Origin of the sequence: Marivita lacus (genome assembly GCF_014637725.1) — a bacterium.
Classification (GTDB): Bacteria; Pseudomonadota; Alphaproteobacteria; order Rhodobacterales; family Rhodobacteraceae; genus Marivita; species Marivita lacus.
Window position 1 is genome coordinate 221,334 of the sequence record NZ_BMFC01000004.1, and the last position, 19,533, is coordinate 240,866.

Sequence of the window (19,533 nt, forward strand, 5' to 3'; positions counted from 1 at the left end):
GGATCGTAGGGGTGTCAAGCGCCAGACCACCGCTTTGGCGGTGCCGTGTCGGCAAAACAATCCTCGAAGACGAAAGGCAGGATGTCCTCGCGCGTCAGGCCGCATCGCGCCAAATCCGCATCGCTCATCGCGTCAAGCCGCAGGATGCTGCCAAGGCGCGGGCGGATATAGGCAGCGGCGTTGAAGCCCTGCCCCCGTTCGGCAAAGTAAAGATCGATCCGGTTGCGCAATCCGGGCGTGACAAACTGCACGTGCAGCGGGTCTATCGACATTGGAAACCTCGTTGCGGTTGGCGGTTTCCTCCCGATGCTCAGTCTAGGACGCGCTGCGAGCCGATGCGTGACGAAGCGGCGGCGCCGGGCGATTCCCGGCCGGCCTGTGGGATTGTAACGACACCTTGCCCGGCATGTGGTGGCCCCCTGCCCGATGAAGCGGCACAGCGGCGAGGATTTCATCACATCGCAGAGTCCGCCGCCTTGTCCGCACGCAACACAGAAAAACGGCGACCGAAGCCGCCGTTTTGCACACGCAGGTTTCAGACCGGCACATCAGCCAACATGGAACAGCGTCGAGAAGAGCTTGGGATCAAGGCTCTGAGCCGCGAAGAGATCACCCTCGGTCAGCACCGACACGGCGTCGTGGCTGTGCAGGCTTTCCTGGTGGCTGGCCAGAACGCGGTAATCGCCGATCCGTGCGTCTGCCTGCAACTGCTCGGCGAAAAGTCGCGCCGCGTCTTCGACGAAGATCGGATTGGCGGCGTTCAGTTCGGCAAAGGCCTGTTCATCCTCGCGCTTGACCATGACCTGCGTCTCGGTCGGCACGGCGCGGCGGCACATGTCGATCAGGTCTTCGAACCACAGGCACTTGCCCTCGTTCAGTTCGACCGAGATCCGCGCAACCGAACGCTGCGAATGCGGTGTGGCCAATTGGCCCCTCTCGCGGCGCGCGTGTTCCGACAGTTCCAGCGAACAGGGGCAGGTCGAACTGTAGACGTAATCCAGATGCATGATCTTGCGGCGCACACCCGCGATTTCGACCAGTTCGAGGGCGATGTCGTAATACTGGTAGCCCGACAGGCCCGAGCGCAAGCTCGACACCTTCATCGGGAAGGACAGGCGCATGTTGATGCGCGCGTCAAAGGATTCGAGGTCAGATTTGTAATCGTCCAACGCCGCTTCGATCACGTTGAAGCTGAAGGTCTTTTCGGCATGCACATAGAAGGACCGCATGATGCGGCTCATGTTGATGCCCTTCTTGTCGGCATCGAGGCTGACCGTGCCGGTCACGCTGGTTTCCAGCGTCAGATCGCCATTGTCGCGCGTGTGATAGCTGATCGGCAGGCGGAAATTGGAAATGCCAACATGCTGGATGCCACGATTGGCGCCCCGGATCAGGGCAGACGGGCCGTTCTGCAGATCAGGCAGCGTATCCTTGTAAGCCGCATCGACAGCAAACCCATCGGGATAGGCGCGCGACAGGACCGGGTAGCTGTCCGAATCCCCGTCAACCAGACGCCGCAGGACCGGATCGACCATGTCGATCTCGGCGTCATGCGATTTTCCGGCCCATTGGCGCAACAGCGCAAGCGCTGCCTCTGCTTCGGAACGGCTCGGTTTGCGGTCGATCTCAGGTGTATGGATGTTCATACTCAGGCCCCCTCGCCCGTAGGACATGCCCTGAAGATAGGCACCCGTCCGATCATTTCCATCTACCCTGTATACGGCAGCCCCCCACAATCGGACCACTCTTGCGGGGAAATTTCTCGGTCATTTCACACTCATGCAGCATCGAGTGCGGTCAGGATATCCTCGATCAGGTCATCCGTATCCTCGATACCGACCGAAAGACGCACCAAACCGTCGGTAATGCCAAGGATCTCGCGCTGTTCCGCGCTCAGACGCTGATGCGTCGTGGTCGCGGGGTGGGTGACGATGCTTTTGGCGTCCCCGAGATTGTTCGAGATCACGATCACCTCGAGCGCGTTCAGGAAGGCAAAAGCCGCCGCCTTGCCGCCCGCAAGCTCGATGGCGAGCATCGTGCCGCCCGAGCCGGTCTGACGTGCCGCCAGCGCCGCCTGTTTGTGCGACGGAAGCCCCGGATAGATCACCTGCTTCAGCTTGGCATGGCCCTCAAGCGTCTCTGCGATGGCCTGCGCCGAGTCTGCCTGTGCGCGCACGCGCAGATCCAGCGTTTCAAGCCCCTTGAGCTGCACCCATGCAGTAAAGGGCGACATCGACCCGCCTGTATGCTTCATGTAGGGCTCGACCACCTTGCGGATATGGTCGCGTGTGCCAAGGATCACGCCACCCAATGTGCGCCCCTGCCCGTCGATATGCTTGGTCGAGGAATAGATGATCACATCCGCGCCTTGCCCCAATGCATCCGAAAACACCGGGGTCGAGAACACGTTGTCCACCACCACAAGCGCGCCCTGGGCATGGGCGATCGCGGACACCGCCTCGATGTCGACGAGTTCCAGCGTCGGGTTCGACATCGACTCGAAGAACACCGCCTTGGTGTCCGGGCGCACAGCCGCGCGCCACTGGTCCAGATCGGATCCGTCGACCAGAGTCACCTCGACGCCGAACCGCGGCAGGATGTCCTCGACAATGTAGAGACACGACCCGAACAGCGCGCGCGCCGACACAAGGTGATCACCCGCCTTGAGCATCGACATCAGCGCGCCATTGACGGCCGCCATACCGCTTGCCGTGGCAAAGGCGTCCTCGGCCCCTTCGAGCATCGCGATGCGTTCCTCGAACATCGCGACGGTGGGGTTGCCGTAGCGGGCATAGATATATTCGTCCGGCCCGGGTTTGATGAACCGCTGCTCGGCCTGTTCGGCGCTGTCATAGACAAAGCCCTGCGTGAGAAAGATCGCTTCGCTGACCTCGCCCCACTGGCTGCGCTTGGTGCCGCCGTGCACCAGTTTCGTTCTCGGCTTCCTGTCTTTCATGTCTTCACCCATTTGGGCCACCACCCATCAAAAAAGCCCCGTTCCGGCCAAGCGAAAGGGGCTTTCGACTGACCTTTTAGCGGCATGTTTAACGTGGCCCGCAATCCGGTAACAAATCGCCACGACGCTGCGATACTGGCCGCAAAGGCACAGGTCAAGCCTGACATATCGCTGTCACACGGACGTCACCGCAATGTTGCGGAAGAGACTTAGCCCTGCCCCAACATGTGGTGGGGCGATCCATGGCTCTTGTGCAGATCAGCAGCGACGGGACCGGCTTTTGGCAGGGTGATCTGCATCCCCTGCCCGCATCCGCACCGGTCGTCATCATGCTGCACGGCTACAAGTACCGCCCCGGCTCGGCGACGGACTGCCCGCACACGAGCCTTTTTGCCCGTCACTCGAACCATCCCGCGCTGCGCAGCAGGCCCTGGCCCGTGCGGCTGCGCATCGGCACGCCGCGCATCTCGGCCGTAGGCTTTGGCTGGCCCGCACGCGGATCGCTCTGGACAGCCTGGCGTCAGGCCGAGATCGCGGGCAGCGCGCTGGCCGACCTGATCGCCCGGCTGCAGCATGACGCGCCAAAGCGCCCCATCCACCTGTTGGGCCATTCGCTGGGCGCGCGGGTCGCACTGACCGCGCTGCGCCACAGCGCACCGGGCGCGGTGCGCACCGCGATCCTTCTGAACGGCGCGGATTTCGACCGGCACGCGACCTGTGTCGCGGATCACCACCGGGGCACGCCGTTTCACCTGATCAACGTGACCAGCCGCGAAAACGCGGTGTTCGACGCGCTGACCGAGCTTTGCCTGCTGGCCCCGATGCGGTCCGAACGCGCCATAGGTCGTGGGCTGAGCGGGCCGAACACCGTGACCCTGCGGCTGGATCATGCCGAGGATCGCAAGCGGCTGGTCGGACTGGGCTTCGACGTGCCGCCACCGGACCGGTCGATCTGCCACTGGTCGACCTATCTGCGGCCGGGCACAGGCGCGCTTTACCGTGCGCTCTTTGACGGCTCGCTGCCCGCGCACCGGCTGCGCGCCGCATTGTCCGACACCCAACGCGGCAGCGCCCCACCCGCGCCGGACCTCGCTGCGCAGGCCATCCAGGCGCAGTCTCCAGCTTCTTCTTTTTCCAAATATGCACACGCAACAGCCCCCAAAGGCACATCGCCTGTCATGTCTTGAGGACCGATCGCCAGAGGCACCAGAAACCTGCATGCGCGTCAGCGCATTCACCCTGCTTCAGAAGGGCACGTCATCGGCGGCACAGATGAACCGTGCGACCACTTTCTTGGTGCCCGCCTTGTCGAACTCGATCTCGAGCTTGTCGCCCTCGATCCCCATCACGGCACCATAGCCGAATTTCTGGTGAAACACCCGTTCGCCCAGCGCGTGGGAGCTGATTGCGGTGGCGTCGATCACCGTGTTGCGCGCCTCGGTCGGCTGGCTGACCGGGCGCTGCTGCGACCGCGCCTGCAAGCGTCGCCAGCCGGGGGAATTGTAGACATTCGCGTCCGCCGCCTTCTGGTGCAGATCGGACCCGGCCATCATCTGGGTCGCGGGCGACGCCATGCCCGCAGCCCCGTAGCCGCCGCCATAAAGCCCCGGTGGGGTCAGCACGTCGACATGCTCTTCGGGCAGCTCGTCGATGAACCGCGAGGGCATGGCCGATTGCCATTGGCCGAAGACCCGGCGATTGGCGGCAAAGGACACCGTGCAAATCTCTTTGGCCCGCGTGATGCCGACATAGGCCAGACGGCGTTCCTCTTCCAAACCCTTGAGACCGCTTTCGTCCATGGAGCGCTGCGACGGAAACAGCCCGTCCTCCCAGCCCGGCAGGAAGACGGCGGGAAATTCCAGACCCTTGGCCGCGTGCAGCGTCATGATCGACACCTTCTCGCCGTCGCCGCCCTTGTCATTGTCCATGATCAGGCTGACATGCTCCAGAAATCCTTGCAGATTCTCGAATTCCTCCAACGCCTTGACCAGTTCCTTGAGGTTCTCGAGCCGCCCCGGCGCCTCGGGTGTCTTGTCGTTCTGCCACATGCCGGTATAGCCGCTCTCGTCCAGAACGATGCCTGCAAGTTCGGAATGATCGGTGTCTTCGGCCATGCGCCCCCAGCGGTCCAGATCGCGCACAAGCTGGCCCAGTTCGGATCCGCCCTTGCCCTTGATCAAGCCCTGTTCCACCGCCAGTCGCGCACCTTCGACAAGGCTCACGCCATTGGCGCGGGCGACGGTCTGGACGGTCTGCTGTGCCTTGTCGCCAAGACCGCGCTTGGGGGTGTTGACGATCCGCTCGAAGGCCAGATCGTCGTCCGGGCTGGTGACGAGGCGGAAATAGGCCATCGCATCGCGAATCTCCATCCGCTCGTAGAAGCGCGGGCCGCCAATGACGCGGTAGGGCAGACCGATGGTCAGGAACCGGTCCTCGAAGGCGCGCATCTGGTGCGAGGCGCGGACAAGGATGGCCATTTCGTCGAGCGATACCGCGCGCATGCCGCGCGTGCCGGACTGCATCGCCTCGACCTCTTCACCAATCCAGCGGGCCTCTTCCTCGCCGTCCCAATGGCCGATCAGACGGAGTTTCTCGCCCTCCTGCGCGTCGGTCCAGAGCGTCTTGCCCAGCCGTCCCTGATTGCCCGCGATCACGCCGGACGCCGCCGCCAGGATATGCGGCGTGGAGCGGTAATTCTGTTCAAGCCGCACCACATGCGCGCCCTCGAAATCCTTTTCGAATCGCAGGATGTTGCCCACTTCGGCGCCGCGCCAGCCATAGATCGACTGGTCGTCATCGCCCACGCAGCAGATGTTCTTGTGCGCGCTGGCCAGCAGACGCAGCCAGAGGTACTGCGCGACGTTCGTATCCTGATACTCGTCCACGAGGATGTATTTGAACCAGCGTTGATACTGGTTCAGCACATCGGGATGCGCCTGAAAGATCGTGACGACATGCAGCAGCAGGTCACCGAAATCCACCGCGTTCAGTTCCTTGAGCCGCGCTTGATAAAGCGCGTAGAGCTTTGGCCCCTGATGGTTGTACGCCCCCGCATCGGCGGCAGGTACCTTGTTGGGGGTGATCGCGCGGTTCTTCCAACCGTCGATGATGCCCGCCAATTGCCGCGCAGGCCAGCGTTTGTCGTCGATGCCGGCGGCCTGCACCAATTGCTTGAGCAGCCGCAGCTGGTCGTCGGTGTCCAGAATCGTGAAGTTCGATTTCAGCCCCGCCAGTTCGGCATGACGGCGCAGCAGCTTGACGCAGATCGAATGGAAGGTGCCGAGCCACGGCATGCCTTCGACGGTCTGGCCCAGAAGCCGCCCGACCCTGTCCTTCATCTCGCGCGCGGCCTTGTTGGTGAAGGTCACGGCCAGGATCTCGTTTGGGCGCGCCCGCCCGGTGTTCAAGAGATGCACGATTCGCGTGGTCAGCGCCTTGGTCTTGCCGGTGCCGGCCCCGGCCAGCATCAGGACCGGGCCATCCATCGTCTCGACCGCCTGGCGCTGTGCCGGGTTGAGATCATCCAGATAGGGCTGCGGGCGCGCGGCCATCGCGCGGGCGGACAGCGAGGCGTTTTCGAACGCCTCCATTTCATCGAAACTGCTCATGGGGGCCAAGATAGCGCCGGTGACGCCAGAGATAAAGATGTTCCGATAATGTTCACTTCATCACGGGGCGATTTCCAGTTGGGGAAATCATCGAATTTTCGAAAAATCCGCTTCTGGACAATTCCCCTCTTCTGTCCACAAATGCGCCTCTATGGATCATCACGCAAAATACCCCGCCATCCAGGATCTGAAAGCGCGCGCAGAGCGGCGCATTCCGAAATTCGTCTGGGAATATCTCGACAGTGCAACCGGCAAGGAAGCCACCTTGCGGCGCAATCGCGCGGCGCTGGACCGGGTGCTGTTCACCCCGTCCATCCTGCATGGCGAATTGCCCGTGGACCTGAGCACGACGCTCTGCGGCAAAGACTATGCCTTGCCCGTCGGCATCAGCCCGGTGGGCATGTCCGGCCTGATCTGGCCCGATGCCGAACGCAAGCTGGCGCGGGCCGCGACCAAGGCGGGCATTCCCTACAGCATCTCGACCGTGGCGACGCGCACCCCCGAAGAGGTTGCGCCGCATCTGAACGGCAATGGCTGGTTCCAGATGTATCCGCCCCGCGACGAGGGCATCCGGACCGACATGCTCAGGCGGGCCAAGGAGGCCGGGTTCTCGACGCTGATCCTGACCGTGGACGTGCCCGTGCCATCACGGCGCGAACGTCAGGTGCGGTCCGGCCTGACCACACCGCCGAAGCTGACGCCGCGCCTGCTGGCACAGATCGCGATGTGTCCGACATGGGCGATGGGCACTGCGACGCTTGGGATGCCGCGGATGCGGCTGATCGACGATTACGCGGGCAAGGTGACGGGGCTGAGTTCGACCCAGCACGCGGGCTACCTGCTGCGCACCTCGCCCGATTGGGACTACGTGCGCTGGCTGCGCGATGCGTGGGACGGCACGTTCTTCGTCAAGGGCGTTCTGAACCCCGACGATGCGCCGCGCCTTGAATCGGCGGGTGTCGATGCGATCTGGCTGTCGAACCATGCTGGGCGGCAGTTCGATGCCTCCCCCGCCCCGATCGAGGTCCTCCCCGCGATGCGCGACGCCACCACCCTGCCGCTGATCTTTGACAGCGGCATCGAAGGCGGGTTGGACATCCTGCGCGCCATCGCGCTGGGGGCGGATTTCGTCATGCTGGGCCGTGCGTGGCACTATGCGCTTGGCGCGCTGGACACCGAAGGGCCGGCGCATCTGATCGACATCCTGCAAAAGGACATGACCGCGAATATCGGTCAATTGGGCGTCACCCGACCGACCGATCTGCGCACGAAAGCCCGGATTGACGGGCTCGAGACCTTCGGACCACCGAGGCCGACCAGTTGAGACATTGACAAATCCTTTATAGTTTCCCTGAAGACCCAGAACGTCAGGACTCCTGCCATGCCAGACTTCAAGAAAATCCTCATTGCCAACCGGGGCGAAATTGCAATCCGCATCATGCGGGCCGCCAATGAGATGGGCAAAAAGACGGTCGCCGTCTATGCCGAGGAAGACAAGCTGGGCCTGCACCGATTCAAGGCGGACGAAGCCTACCGCGTCGGAGAGGGTCTGGGACCGGTCGCGGCCTATCTGAGCATCGACGAGATCATCCGCGTCGCCAAGAAATCGGGCGCGGACGCGATCCATCCGGGCTACGGCCTCCTGTCGGAGAACCCGGCCCTCGTGGATGCCTGCGTTGCCAACGGCATCACCTTTATCGGCCCGCGCGCCGAGACCATGCGCGCGTTGGGCGACAAGGCCAGCGCGCGGCGTGTGGCGGTCGAGGCCGGTGTGCCGGTGATCCCGGCAACCGAGGTGCTGGGCGACGATTTCGACGCCATCAAAAAGGAGGCCGAGGCGATAGGCTTTCCGCTGATGCTCAAGGCGTCCTGGGGGGGCGGCGGTCGGGGGATGCGCCCTGTCAACAACGCCAAGGAGCTTAAGGAAAAGGTGCTCGAGGGTCGCCGCGAGGCCGAGGCCGCGTTCGGCAATGGCGAAGGCTATCTCGAGAAGATGATCATCCGCGCCCGCCATGTCGAGGTGCAGATCCTCGGCGACAAGCAGGGCAACATCTATCACCTCTACGAGCGCGACTGCTCGGTCCAGCGCCGCAACCAGAAGGTGGTGGAGCGTGCCCCTGCCCCCTACCTGTCGGAAGCGCAGCGCGAAGAGCTGTGCGAACTGGGCCGCAAGATCTGCGCGCATGTGAATTACGAATGCGCGGGCACTGTCGAATTCCTGATGGATATGGATGACGGTAAATTCTACTTCATCGAAGTGAACCCCCGCGTGCAGGTGGAACACACCGTCACCGAGGAAGTGACCGGCATCGACATCGTGCAGGCGCAGATCATGATCGCCGAGGGCAAGTCGCTTTCCGAGGCAACGGGCAAGGCCTCGCAATACGACATCCGCCTGAACGGCCACGCGCTCCAGACCCGCGTGACGACCGAGGATCCGCAGAACAACTTCATCCCGGATTACGGCCGGATCACCGCCTACCGCTCGGCCACGGGCATGGGCATCCGTCTGGATGGTGGCACGGCCTATGCAGGCGGCGTGATCACGCGCTATTACGACTCGCTGCTGACAAAGGTGACCGCCTGGGCGCCGACCCCGGAAAAAGCGATTGCGAGGATGGACCGCGCGTTGCGCGAATTCCGGGTGCGGGGTGTGTCGACCAACATCGCGTTTGTGGAAAACCTGCTCAAGCACCCGACCTTCCTGAACAACCAGTACACGACCAAGTTCATCGACGAGACACCGGAGCTGTTCCAGTTCCGCAAGCGTCGCGACCGGGGCACCAAGGTGCTGACCTATATCGCCGACATCACAGTGAACGGCCATCCCGAGGTGGCGGGCCGTGCCAAGCCGCATCCCGATCTGAAGCCCGCCCGCGCGCCGAAATCGCGGGTGGACACGCCGCCGCCGGGCACCAAGACGCTACTGGACGAAAAGGGCCCGCAGGCGGTGGCCGATTGGCTGGCGGCGCAGACCGAAGTGTTGATCACCGACACGACGATGCGCGACGGGCACCAGTCGCTGCTGGCAACGCGGATGCGGTCGATCGACATGATCACCGTGGCCCCGGCCTATGCCGCGAACCTGCCGCAGCTCTTCAGTGTCGAATGCTGGGGCGGTGCGACCTTTGACGTGGCCTACAGGTTCCTTCAGGAATGCCCGTGGCAGCGCCTGCGCGACCTGCGCGCGCGGATGCCCAACATCATGACGCAGATGCTGCTGCGCGGCGCGAACGGCGTGGGCTACACCAACTACCCCGACAACGTGGTGCAGTTCTTTGTCAAACAGGCCGCCGAGACCGGGGTCGATGTGTTCCGCGTGTTCGACAGCCTCAACTGGGTCGAAAACATGCGCGTCGCGATGGATGCGGTGCTGGACACGAACCGCGTTCTGGAAGGCACGATCTGCTACACCGGCGATCTGAACGATCCGGCGCGGTCCAAGTACGACCTGAAATACTATGTCTCGATGGGCAAGGAACTGCGCGACGCCGGATCGCACATCCTCGGGCTGAAAGACATGGCCGGGCTGATGAAACCTGCCGCCGCCGGGCCGCTGATCAAGGCGCTGAAGGAAGAGGTCGGCCTGCCCGTCCACTTCCACACCCATGACACGTCCGGCGCGGGCATCGCCACGATCATGGCCGCCGCCGCTGCGGGCGTCGATGCGGTGGACGCGGCGATGGATGCGCTGTCGGGCAACACGTCCCAGCCGACGCTGGGATCGGTGGTCGAGGCGCTGCGCCACACCGAGAGGGAAACGTCGCTGGATATCTCCGCCATTCGCGAGATCAGCAATTACTGGGAAGCGGTGCGCGGGCAATACGCGGCCTTCGAAAGCGGCCAGCAGGCCCCGGCGTCCGAAGTCTACCTGCACGAGATGCCTGGCGGGCAATTCACCAACCTCAAGGCGCAGGCGCGGTCGCTTGGTCTGGAAGAGCGCTGGCACGAGGTGGCGCAGACCTATGCCGACGTCAACCAGATGTTCGGCGATATCGTCAAGGTCACGCCGTCCTCCAAGGTGGTGGGCGACATGGCGTTGATGATGGTGTCACAGGGTCTGACCCGCGCCGATGTGGAGGACCCCGAAAAGGACGTGTCCTTCCCCGATTCGGTGGTGGACATGATGCGCGGCAATCTGGGCCAGCCTCCGGGCGGGTGGCCCTCGGCGATCCAGAAGAAGATCCTCAAGGGCGAGACAGCCTTCACCGACCGCCCCGGCTTGCATGCCGCCCCGGTGGACATCGAGGAAACCCGCGCGAAGGTCATCAAGGAGCTGGAAGGCAAGGCGATCGACGACGAGGATCTCGCCGGATATCTCATGTATCCCAAGGTGTTCCTCGATTACATGGGACGCCATCGCACCTACGGCCCGGTGCGGGTGCTGCCGACGCACACGTTCTTTTACGGCATGGAACAGGGCGACCAGATCAGCGCCGAGATCGACCCCGGCAAGACGCTCGAGATTCGCCTGATCGCGGTGGGCGACACGCAGGACGATGGCGAGGTGCGGGTGTTCTTCGAGCTGAACGGCCAGCCGCGCACGATCCGCATTCCCGACCGCAAGGCCAAGGCCACCACGGCGGCGCGACCCAAGGCGGAAGTGGCCAACCCCAACCACATCGGCGCGCCGATGCCGGGGGTCGTGGCCTCGGTCGTCGTGACGGCGGGGGCGAAGGTCAAGGAGGGCGACCTGCTGCTGACCATCGAGGCGATGAAGATGGAAACCGGCCTGCACGCCGAGCGCGACGCGGTGGTGAAGGCGGTGCATGTGCAGGCGGCGGCGCAGATCGACGCGAAGGATTTGTTGATCGAGTTGGAGTGAGGGTGGGGTGTGGGTGGGGTGTGGGGCTCGAATCAACCATTCCTTTGGGAAGCAAAAATTGAATGCAGATGCTGCTGAGCATTCAAAAAGAACTTTTCTGAAAAGGATAAGTTGATGATTAACTTGCAAGAGGAGACACAGAAACTTCTCAAATCAAAGTCTGGATCTCCATTTCTTTTTGTTGGTTCGGGCTTCTCTCGAAGATATATCGGAATAGAAGATTGGAGAGGATTACTAACCCGATTTTGTGACGATATATTGGAATTTGATTACTACTCCGCGACAGCGAACGGAAACCTTCCAAAAGCAGCGACTCTCTTGGCGAAGGATTTCCATGAGATATGGTGGAAGGAAGCAAAGTATGAGAACTCCAGAAAAAAATACAAAGACAGCACAACTTCGATTTCCGACGCCTTAAAAAACGAAATTTGTGAGTACATTGGAAGCGTAGACACCACTGGGAACTCAGCTAAAAATATTCAGGCGGAACTCTCAATCCTAAAAGAGATAAACGTTGACGGGATTATAACGACAAATTGGGACTTTCTTCTTGAGGAAGTATTTCCTGAGTATAGAGTTTTTATCGGACAAGAAGAGTTACTTTTCTCAAATCCACAAGCGATTGCAGAGATATACAAAATCCATGGATGCGCGAGCAGACCAAGTAGTTTAGTCCTCACTGAAGAAGATTACGAAGATTTCGAAGGTAAGAACCCATACCTGGCCGCTAAGCTCATCACGCTCTTTATCGAACATCCTATATTTTTTATCGGATATTCAGTCACCGACCCACATATACAAACAATTATTTTCTCAATTGCCCAATGCCTCACAGAAGAGAAATTAGAGAAATTCAGCGAAAACCTCATTTTTGTTCGAAGGGCAAACGGTGAAAAGGAGTCCATGCAAAAACTAAACTTCAGCACAGCTGGTCGAAACATAATTGCTACTGTACTCGTAACCGATGACTTCTCAAAAATATACTCAGCAATAAACGAGAATAAACGCAAGATTCCTGCCCGAATACTGAGATACTGCAAGGAGCAAATGTATGAGCTTGTCAACTCAGAAGAACCAGAGAAAAAACTTTCAGTAATCGACATCGATGAACTCGACACTAGCGATGAGGTGGAGTTTTTAGTTGGCGTGGGCGTCGCCCAAGCGCACTCTGAAGAACAAGATAAACTTGTTGTACAAACGGAAAAGGCGCTTGCTGAAAGCGGGTATCAGGGCGTGAACCTGTCAGATATATATACAGATTTCACAAAAGCAAAATCAGTTTTCGACGCCGAAAAGCTATTGAAACTCGCCTTTCCTGTGTTTCGACGATCAAATACAACTTTTATTCCTGTATTCAGGTACCTCCATGAAGTAGGAATAACCAATGCTCACGAACTTGATAAGTCAACTTACACCTCGGCCAAGATCATTTGCAAGAAGATGGCCAAAAAGAAATACGCGCTTTCATCTTATAAAAGTCAATACGACAATTATTGGTCGAGCAAATCCACATCTGAAATAATCCGTGAAGCTGATCCACAAAAGGTGGCAATATTTGTCACTCATCAAGACCCGAAGGACGTTGAACTTGACGCACTCAAGGAGTTCTTGTCGGTACACAAGCCAGATGACTTTGGAGACCCGTACTCATCATACTACCGAAAGCTTTGTTCCTTTTACGACAGGCTGGCGTACGGGTTTGATCTCAAGGCTTAACTGATAAATACATAAGAGAGAATCTGAGGCGCGTGACGAGAATGGCTACGGACTAGCCTCCCCCACCCCCAAATTTTCCTCTTGCACCCTGCCCCGACACACACTAAATCCGCCCATACCAGATTGGCAGCGCGGGCGTAGCTCAGGGGTAGAGCATAACCTTGCCAAGGTTAGGGTCGGGCGTTCGAATCGCCTCGCCCGCTCCAATCCGGTACGACGATGGCAGCGCGGGCGTAGCTCAGGGGTAGAGCATAACCTTGCCAAGGTTAGGGTCGGGCGTTCGAATCGCCTCGCCCGCTCCATCGTCCTTTCTCCTTCCGTGTGGTGCATCTCCCCCCTTTTCGGGGCGCGCGGTGCTGCCTATAAGGCCGCAACCCAGCCCAAGGAGAGGCGATATGCGCAGCGCCACGATCACCCGCACCACAGCCGAGACAAAGATCACCGCAACGGTCGATCTGGACGGCACCGGGAGCTATGACAACCAGACAGGCGTGGGCTTCTTCGACCACATGCTGGACCAGTTGGCGCGCCATTCCCTGATCGACATGACAGTGCGCTGCGAGGGCGATCTGCATATCGACGATCACCACAGTGTCGAGGATGTGGGCATCGCGCTGGGTCAGGCGCTGAGCGAGGCCATGGGCGACAAGCGCGGGATCGTGCGCTACGGCGCGTGCCTCCTGCCGATGGACGACGCGCTGGTGCGCGCGGCGCTGGACCTCTCGGCGCGGCCGTTCCTCGTGTGGAACGTGGCGATGCCGACCGCCAAGGTGGGCACATTCGACACCGAACTGGTGCGCGAATTCTTCCAGGCGTTCAGCACCCATGGCGGCATCACGCTGCATGTCGACCTGCTGCACGGTGTGAACAGCCACCACATCGCCGAGGCCACGTTCAAGGCGGTGGCGCGCAGCTTGCGCGATGCATTGGAGGTCGATCCCCGCAAGGGCGATGCGATCCCGTCCACCAAGGGGGCGCTGTAACCCGTGCTGACAGCGATCATCGACTACGAGAGCGGCAATCTGCACTCTGCCGAGAAGGCGTTTCAGCGCATGGCTCTGGAGGTCGGCGCGGGATCGGTCGTGGTCACGGCCGACCCCGAGGTGATCGCGGGCGCCGACCGGATCGTGCTGCCCGGCGACGGCGCCTTCCCGGCCTGTGCTGCGGCGCTGCGCGCGTCAGGGGCGTTCGCGGCGATGATTGAGGCGGTCGAGGTCAAGGCCCGCCCGTTCCTCGGAATCTGCGTCGGCATGCAGCTCATGGCGCGTCAGGGTCTGGAATACGAGGCGACGGATGGTCTGGGCTGGATCGACGGCGTGGTCGAACGGATCACGCCCGAAGGTGCGGGCATGAAGGTGCCGCATATGGGCTGGAACGATCTGGTGATCGACGCGCCCCACCCGGTGCTGGAGGGGGTCGAGACCGGCGAACACGCCTATTTCGTGCATTCCTACCAGATGCGCGTCGATACCCCGCACCAGCGTGTGTCCCATGTCGACTACGGCGGCGACGTCACTGCCGTCGTGGCGCGCGACACCATGGTCGGCTTCCAGTTCCACCCCGAGAAAAGCGCGGCCACCGGCCTGCGGATGATCGCCAACTTCCTGCGGTGGGCGCCGTGACGCGCTGAACCCGCAGGAACCGGATCGCCCCGGCACCGGAACAGGCGCAAGCTGATGTCCTGACACAAGGGACATCCCCATGACCGAACCCGTCCTCGCCCTGCTGATCTTTCTGTTCCCGCTGGCCTACAGCCCCGGCCCCGGCAACATGCTCTTCGCCGCCAATGGCGCAGTTTTCGGGCTCCGTGCCACCCTTCCCGCCAGCGCCGGCTATCACCTGGCCACATGGGCGGCGACCGGCTTGCCCGCGCCTTCCGCGACGACCAAAGCGCTGTCTGGCTGAACCGGGGCTTTGCGGCGGTGCTGGCCGGGGTGGCGGTCTGGATGCTGCTGGTCTGAGGCATGTGCAGGGCTCACGCCCGACCGACATGCTCCAGTCCGATCTTCTTCGGTTTCGAAATACCTTGGGGGGTCTGGGGGGCAAAGCCCCCCAGCGTGTCGCGGGGGCGCTGCACCCGCGACACGCAGATCACTTCACCCGCGTCCAGGTCTGGCCGCGACAGATGCCCAGCACGCAGCCTTCGACCTCGAGCTGGTTGCCGCTGAGCGTCATCTTGGAATTGTAGGTCTTGTCGCGGTCCGGGGCCCAGATCTTGCCACCCCCATACGCGCCACCGCCCTGCGGTTTCATCGCCCAGATCATCTGTCGTCCGATATTGGGCGAGGCGATCTTGTTGCCGCTGGCATCATAGCCCTGCCCCAGCACGCCACAGATCTCGGCACCGCAGGGGCTGATGGTGACCAGCCCGTAATTGCCGTCATCACCGGGCTGGGTTTTCCACGTGCCTTCGACCGGATCGGCAAAGGCGGCGGTTGCAGCAAGGACAAGTCCTGCGGCGAGTGTCATCAGTTTCATCTCTGTCTCCTCCCTCAGAGTGGTGCGGAAACTCTGACCCACGGAGTTCGAACCGATCAAGATTGACGCGAGGTCGCGTTGCATGTGCCGTTCCGTCATGTCAAAGCGCGAGGCGACATCTGACCGGAGACCGCGCCATGATCCTTTACCCCGCCATCGACCTCAAGGACGGACAGGCCGTGCGCCTTTTGCGTGGTGACATGGAGAAGTCCACCGTGTTCAACGACGACCCGGCCGCACAGGCGATGGCCTTCGTCGAGGCCGGCTGCGAGTGGCTGCATCTGGTTGATCTGAACGGCGCTTTTGCCGGAGAGCCGGTGAACGCGGCAGCGGTCGAGGCGATTCTCGAGCGCTGCAAGGTGCCCGCGCAACTGGGCGGCGGCATTCGTGACATGGCGACCATCGAGCGCTGGCTCCACAAGGGCTTGCAGCGGGTGATCCTTGGCACCGTAGCGGTCGAGAACCCCGATCTGGTGCGCGAAGCGGCAAAAGCGTTTCCCGGCCATGTGGCTGTCGGCATCGACGCCCGCAATGGCCGCGTGGCGACCAAGGGCTGGGCCGAGGAGACCGACGTGATGGTGACGGATCTGGCAAAATCCTTCGAGGACGCGGGAGTGGCGGCGATCATCTATACCGACATCAACCGCGACGGCGCGATGCAAGGGCCCAACGTGGAGGCCACCGCCGATCTGGCGCGCGCCGTGTCGATCCCGGTGATCGCCTCGGGCGGTGTGTCCTCGCTCGACGATCTGATCGCGCTGCGCGATTGCGGCGCGCAGCTTGACGGTGCGATCTCGGGCCGGGCGCTGTACGATGGCGCGCTCGACCTGACAGAGGCGTTGGCGGTGCTGCGCGCCTAGTTGCTCGCAGCGTCCGTAAACCGCGCCAACGCGCCTGCCATGGGCTGCAGATAGGCGGCATCCTCGGACACGCCGCCAAGCCTGCCCAGCATCGCGGCCGGGTCTTCATAAACCACCTTTGTGGCGCCCATTGCGTCCTGATAGACCAGCACCTTGAGCGGCAGGAACAGGCCTGCCACCGGATCGTCCTTGATCGCGGGTGTGCCCACCTTGGGCGAGCCAAAGATCAAAAGCTGCGATGCGCCGATGTCTTCGCCGATGGATTGCGCCCCGGCCCCGTGGTCGACACGAGCAAAGACGGTGATCCCCGCGCCCTCCATTGCAGCGACCATTGCATCGACAGTCTCGGTCACGCCCAGGGCGCTGGCCTTGGTGGTCATGCCATTGTCCCCGGCAGGGGCGGTTGTGGCGGCCAAGGCAAGCCCGGCGGCAAAGATCAGGTGTTTCATGACTGTCCCCTCAGGTGATTTGACCGCAGGATCGGACAGGTTCCGGTCACTTGATATGCACGATGACGTGAGCGGCCCAAGGGACGCTCAAATCGACCCCGCTTCGACCATGTAATTGTTGGCGGTGCACATCGCCGCGTCGTCGGAGGCGAGGAACAGCACCATGCGGGCCAGGTAGACCGGTTCGATCAGATCGGGCAGGCACTGGCGGTCGCGATGTTTCTCAAGCGCCTCGGGGCTGGCCCAGAGGTCCTTCTGCCGTTCGGTCATCACCCAGCCCGGCACGACCGTATTCACACGGATGCGGTGCCCACCCAGGTCTCGCGCCATGGTGCGGGTCAGGCCATGCACGGCGGCCTTGGCGGTGGTGTAGGCGGGCATGTTGCCCCCCGCTTCCCACCAGCTGTTCGATCCCATGTTGATGATCGACCCACCGCCTGCGTCGATCATGTCGGGGGCCACGGCCTGAATGGCAAAGAACATGTGGCGCAGGTTGGTGGCTTGCCGTTCGTCCCAATACTCGGGCGTCACCTCGCGCCAGTCGTGGCGGTCATCGCGCGCGGCATTGTTCACCAGCACCTGCGCCGGACCAAGCTTGGCCTTCAGCCTGTCAAACGCCGCCTGCAACGCCGGGATGTCGCGCAGATCGGCCTGTTCCCATGCCACCGTGCCCTCGGTCGCCCCTGCCAGTGCCTGTGCGCCCTCGGCGTCCAGATCGACAAACCCCACCTTCGCCCCCTGCGCGGCAAAGGCGGTGACGATCTCGGCCCCGATGCCGGACGCGCCGCCGGTCACGAAGACGGTTTTTCCCTCGAGGCTGGGGTAGCGGGCGAATGCGTGTGACATGGAAGGCTCCTCTTTCATTGGCCCCAAGGCATAATGCGCAACACGCAGGCTTCACAAGCGGCGATCTTCGGGGTACGCGAAGGGCCATGTTGAAGACCCGTATCATCCCCTGTCTCGATGTCGCCGATGGCCGCGTGGTCAAGGGCGTCAATTTCGTCGATCTGCGCGACGCCGGTGATCCGGTCGATGCCGCTCGCGCCTATGATGCGGCGGGCGCGGACGAGATCTGTTTCCTCGACATCCACGCGACCCACGAAAACCGCGGCACGATGTTCGACGTGGTGACCCGCACCGCCGAGCAATGCTTTATCCCGCTGACCGTGGGGGGCGGTGTCCGCACCGTGGCGGATGTGCGCGCGCTCTTGCTGGCAGGGGCCGACAAGGTGTCGTTCAATTCCGCCGCCGTCGCCAACCCGGATGTGGTGGCCGAGGCCGCCGACCAGTTCGGCAGCCAGTGCATCGTCGTCGCCATCGACGCCAAGACGGTCAGCCCCGGCAAATGGGAGATTTTCACCCATGGCGGGCGCAAACCCACGGGAATCGACGCGGTGGATTTCGCCCGCACCGTAGTCGCCAAGGGTGCGGGCGAAATCCTGCTCACCTCCATGGACCGCGACGGCACCAGAGCAGGCTTCAACCTGCCGCTGACCCGCGCGATATCGGACGCCGTGGATGTGCCGGTGATCGCGTCGGGCGGCGTGGGCACGCTGGATCACCTTGTCGAAGGGGTTACCGAAGGGGGTGCCAGCGCAGTGCTGGCCGCGTCGATCTTCCATTTCGGCGAATACACGATCGGCGAGGCCAAGGCGCACATGGCCGCCGCAGGTATCCCGGTGAGGCTGACATGACGCTGGACGAGCTTGAACAGATCGTGGCAGCCCGCGCCACCGCGCCCGCAGACGAAAGCTGGACCGCGAAACTGCTGGCCAAGGGCCCCGAGAAATGCGCCGAGAAATTCGGCGAAGAAGCCATCGAGGCGGTGATCGAAGCGGTCAAGGGCGACCGCGACCGCCTCACCTCGGAGGCGGCCGACGTGCTCTTTCACCTGCTGGTGATGCTGAAATCGCGGGACGTGGCCTTGGCCGACGTGATGGCCGAGCTTGACCGCCGTCAGGGCCAGTCCGGATTGCAGGAAAAAGCAAAGCGGTCCTGACCTTCTCTGGTTTCCAAATACCTCGGGGGAGTCGCCTGAAAGGCGACGGGGGCAGCGCCCCCACTCGTTTCCGCCTGCGGAAACGCACGATGCGTCACCGCATCGTGACCCGGCCTCAGAGCTTGGAGGACAGGATACCGGTGTTGAACCCGCCCATGCGCAGTTCGCCGAAAAGCCGCTGGTATTCGATCTTGGGGCAGCGGTTCATCACGACATCCACACCGCGCGCTTCGGCCTTGGCCGCCGCGTCGGCATGCTCCACACCGATCTGCATCCACACGGTCTGCAAATCGGGGAACTGCTCCAGCGCCTCGTCCACGATGGGCGGCACCGCCTCGGAACGCCGAAAGATGTCCACCATGTCAACGGGACCGTCGATGTCCGAGAGCGACGCCTTCACCTCCGCGCCGAAAAGCTGCTGGCCCGCATGTCCGGGATTGACCGGGATCAACGTGAACCCCTTGAGCGACAGGTAGCGCGCCACGTAGTAGGAGGGGCGCACGGGGTTCATCGACACGCCCACAACCGCCACGGTCTTGGTGCGTTTCAGGATGGTGCGCAGGAAGTCATCGGAATAGGTCATGGCCCCTCTCTAGCCTGTCGCGCGGCAAAGAAAAAGCGCCCAAGGCAACCTTGGGCGCA

The 19,533-nt window shown here is 62.1% G+C and carries 17 protein-coding genes, 2 tRNA genes, 1 pseudogene and 1 riboswitch; of the genes and pseudogenes, 12 read left to right on the forward strand and 8 right to left on the reverse strand.

Going from position 1 to position 19,533, the window contains the following annotated elements; all coding sequences use genetic code 11:
• Positions 1-14: 14 nt before the first annotated feature.
• From IEV82_RS10945 to metZ, 3 genes are all read right to left on the reverse strand, one after another.
• Entirely contained in the window at positions 15-272 is a 258-nt protein-coding gene (locus tag IEV82_RS10945; RefSeq protein ID WP_188482061.1) for a hypothetical protein, read from the reverse strand.
• Positions 273-548: 276 nt separating this feature from the next.
• Complete coding sequence (folE2, locus tag IEV82_RS10950; protein ID WP_188482062.1) at positions 549-1,646, reverse strand: GTP cyclohydrolase FolE2; 1,098 nt, start codon at positions 1,644-1,646, stop codon at positions 549-551.
• A gap of 131 nt (positions 1,647-1,777) precedes the next feature.
• Positions 1,778-2,956, reverse strand: a complete 1,179-nt coding sequence (gene metZ / locus IEV82_RS10955; protein WP_188482063.1) for an O-succinylhomoserine sulfhydrylase — start codon at positions 2,954-2,956, stop codon at positions 1,778-1,780.
• 56 nt (positions 2,957-3,012) lie between these two features.
• A riboswitch (SAM riboswitch) is annotated at positions 3,013-3,089 on the reverse strand.
• A gap of 109 nt (positions 3,090-3,198) precedes the next feature.
• On the opposite strand from metZ, the gene IEV82_RS10960 reads away from it, so the two are divergent.
• On the forward strand, positions 3,199-4,143 hold the full coding sequence (locus IEV82_RS10960) for a DUF726 domain-containing protein (RefSeq protein WP_188482064.1): 945 nt from the start codon (positions 3,199-3,201) through the stop codon (positions 4,141-4,143).
• A 57-nt stretch (positions 4,144-4,200) separates the two neighbouring features.
• Here the strand turns inward: IEV82_RS10960 and IEV82_RS10965 are convergent, their stop codons facing one another.
• The gene (locus tag IEV82_RS10965) at positions 4,201-6,564 is read right to left on the reverse strand and encodes an ATP-dependent helicase (RefSeq protein WP_188482065.1); all 2,364 of its coding nucleotides are present in this window, start codon (positions 6,562-6,564) and stop codon (positions 4,201-4,203) included.
• A 151-nt stretch (positions 6,565-6,715) separates the two neighbouring features.
• Here IEV82_RS10965 and IEV82_RS10970 point away from each other — a divergent pair, with 151 nt between their 5' ends.
• The 8 genes and pseudogenes from IEV82_RS10970 to IEV82_RS11005 all read left to right on the forward strand — a co-directional run.
• Entirely contained in the window at positions 6,716-7,888 is a 1,173-nt protein-coding gene (locus tag IEV82_RS10970) for an alpha-hydroxy acid oxidase (protein WP_188482066.1), read from the forward strand.
• 57 nt (positions 7,889-7,945) lie between these two features.
• The gene (locus tag IEV82_RS10975; RefSeq protein ID WP_188482067.1) at positions 7,946-11,389 is read left to right on the forward strand and encodes a pyruvate carboxylase; all 3,444 of its coding nucleotides are present in this window, start codon (positions 7,946-7,948) and stop codon (positions 11,387-11,389) included.
• Positions 11,390-11,503: 114 nt separating this feature from the next.
• Complete coding sequence (locus IEV82_RS10980) at positions 11,504-13,105, forward strand: SIR2 family protein (RefSeq protein WP_188482068.1); 1,602 nt, start codon at positions 11,504-11,506, stop codon at positions 13,103-13,105.
• Between the two features lie 131 nt (positions 13,106-13,236).
• Positions 13,237-13,311: transfer RNA gene (locus IEV82_RS10985), tRNA-Gly, on the forward strand.
• A gap of 21 nt (positions 13,312-13,332) precedes the next feature.
• Positions 13,333-13,407 (forward strand) — tRNA-Gly (locus tag IEV82_RS10990).
• A 93-nt stretch (positions 13,408-13,500) separates the two neighbouring features.
• Positions 13,501-14,088, forward strand: a complete 588-nt coding sequence (gene hisB / locus IEV82_RS10995; RefSeq protein WP_188482069.1) for an imidazoleglycerol-phosphate dehydratase HisB — start codon at positions 13,501-13,503, stop codon at positions 14,086-14,088.
• 3 nt (positions 14,089-14,091) lie between these two features.
• Complete coding sequence (gene hisH / locus IEV82_RS11000) at positions 14,092-14,727, forward strand: imidazole glycerol phosphate synthase subunit HisH (RefSeq protein WP_188482070.1); 636 nt, start codon at positions 14,092-14,094, stop codon at positions 14,725-14,727.
• Between the two features lie 79 nt (positions 14,728-14,806).
• A pseudogene (locus tag IEV82_RS11005) lies at positions 14,807-14,965 on the forward strand (LysE family translocator); the annotation flags it as partial.
• Between the two features lie 231 nt (positions 14,966-15,196).
• On the opposite strand, the gene IEV82_RS11010 reads toward IEV82_RS11005, so the two are convergent.
• Positions 15,197-15,583 (reverse strand): DUF2147 domain-containing protein, encoded by a 387-nt coding sequence (locus IEV82_RS11010; protein ID WP_188482071.1) that lies wholly within the window; start codon positions 15,581-15,583, stop codon positions 15,197-15,199.
• Between the two features lie 137 nt (positions 15,584-15,720).
• Between IEV82_RS11010 and hisA the strand changes: the two genes are divergently transcribed.
• Positions 15,721-16,443: a 1-(5-phosphoribosyl)-5-[(5-phosphoribosylamino)methylideneamino]imidazole-4-carboxamide isomerase gene (hisA, locus tag IEV82_RS11015; protein WP_188482072.1), complete on the forward strand. Its 723-nt coding sequence runs from the start codon at positions 15,721-15,723 to the stop codon at positions 16,441-16,443.
• On the opposite strand, the gene IEV82_RS11020 is transcribed toward hisA, so the two are convergent.
• Entirely contained in the window at positions 16,440-16,892 is a 453-nt protein-coding gene (locus tag IEV82_RS11020; protein WP_188482073.1) for a DUF302 domain-containing protein, read from the reverse strand. The two genes, hisA and IEV82_RS11020, sit on opposite strands and share 4 nt — an antisense overlap.
• Positions 16,893-16,979: 87 nt before the next feature.
• Positions 16,980-17,738: an SDR family NAD(P)-dependent oxidoreductase gene (locus IEV82_RS11025; protein ID WP_188482074.1), complete on the reverse strand. Its 759-nt coding sequence runs from the start codon at positions 17,736-17,738 to the stop codon at positions 16,980-16,982.
• An 86-nt stretch (positions 17,739-17,824) separates the two neighbouring features.
• Here IEV82_RS11025 and hisF point away from each other — a divergent pair, with 86 nt between their 5' ends.
• Both hisF and IEV82_RS11035 read left to right on the forward strand, forming a co-directional pair.
• Complete coding sequence (gene hisF / locus IEV82_RS11030; protein ID WP_188482075.1) at positions 17,825-18,586, forward strand: imidazole glycerol phosphate synthase subunit HisF; 762 nt, start codon at positions 17,825-17,827, stop codon at positions 18,584-18,586.
• On the forward strand, positions 18,583-18,891 hold the full coding sequence (locus IEV82_RS11035; RefSeq protein WP_188482076.1) for a phosphoribosyl-ATP diphosphatase: 309 nt from the start codon (positions 18,583-18,585) through the stop codon (positions 18,889-18,891). Before hisF ends, IEV82_RS11035 begins: the two co-directional genes overlap by 4 nt.
• A gap of 115 nt (positions 18,892-19,006) precedes the next feature.
• Here the strand turns inward: IEV82_RS11035 and IEV82_RS11040 are convergent, their stop codons facing one another.
• On the reverse strand, positions 19,007-19,474 hold the full coding sequence (locus IEV82_RS11040; RefSeq protein WP_188482077.1) for a CoA-binding protein: 468 nt from the start codon (positions 19,472-19,474) through the stop codon (positions 19,007-19,009).
• Between the last annotated feature and the right edge of the window lie 59 nt (positions 19,475-19,533).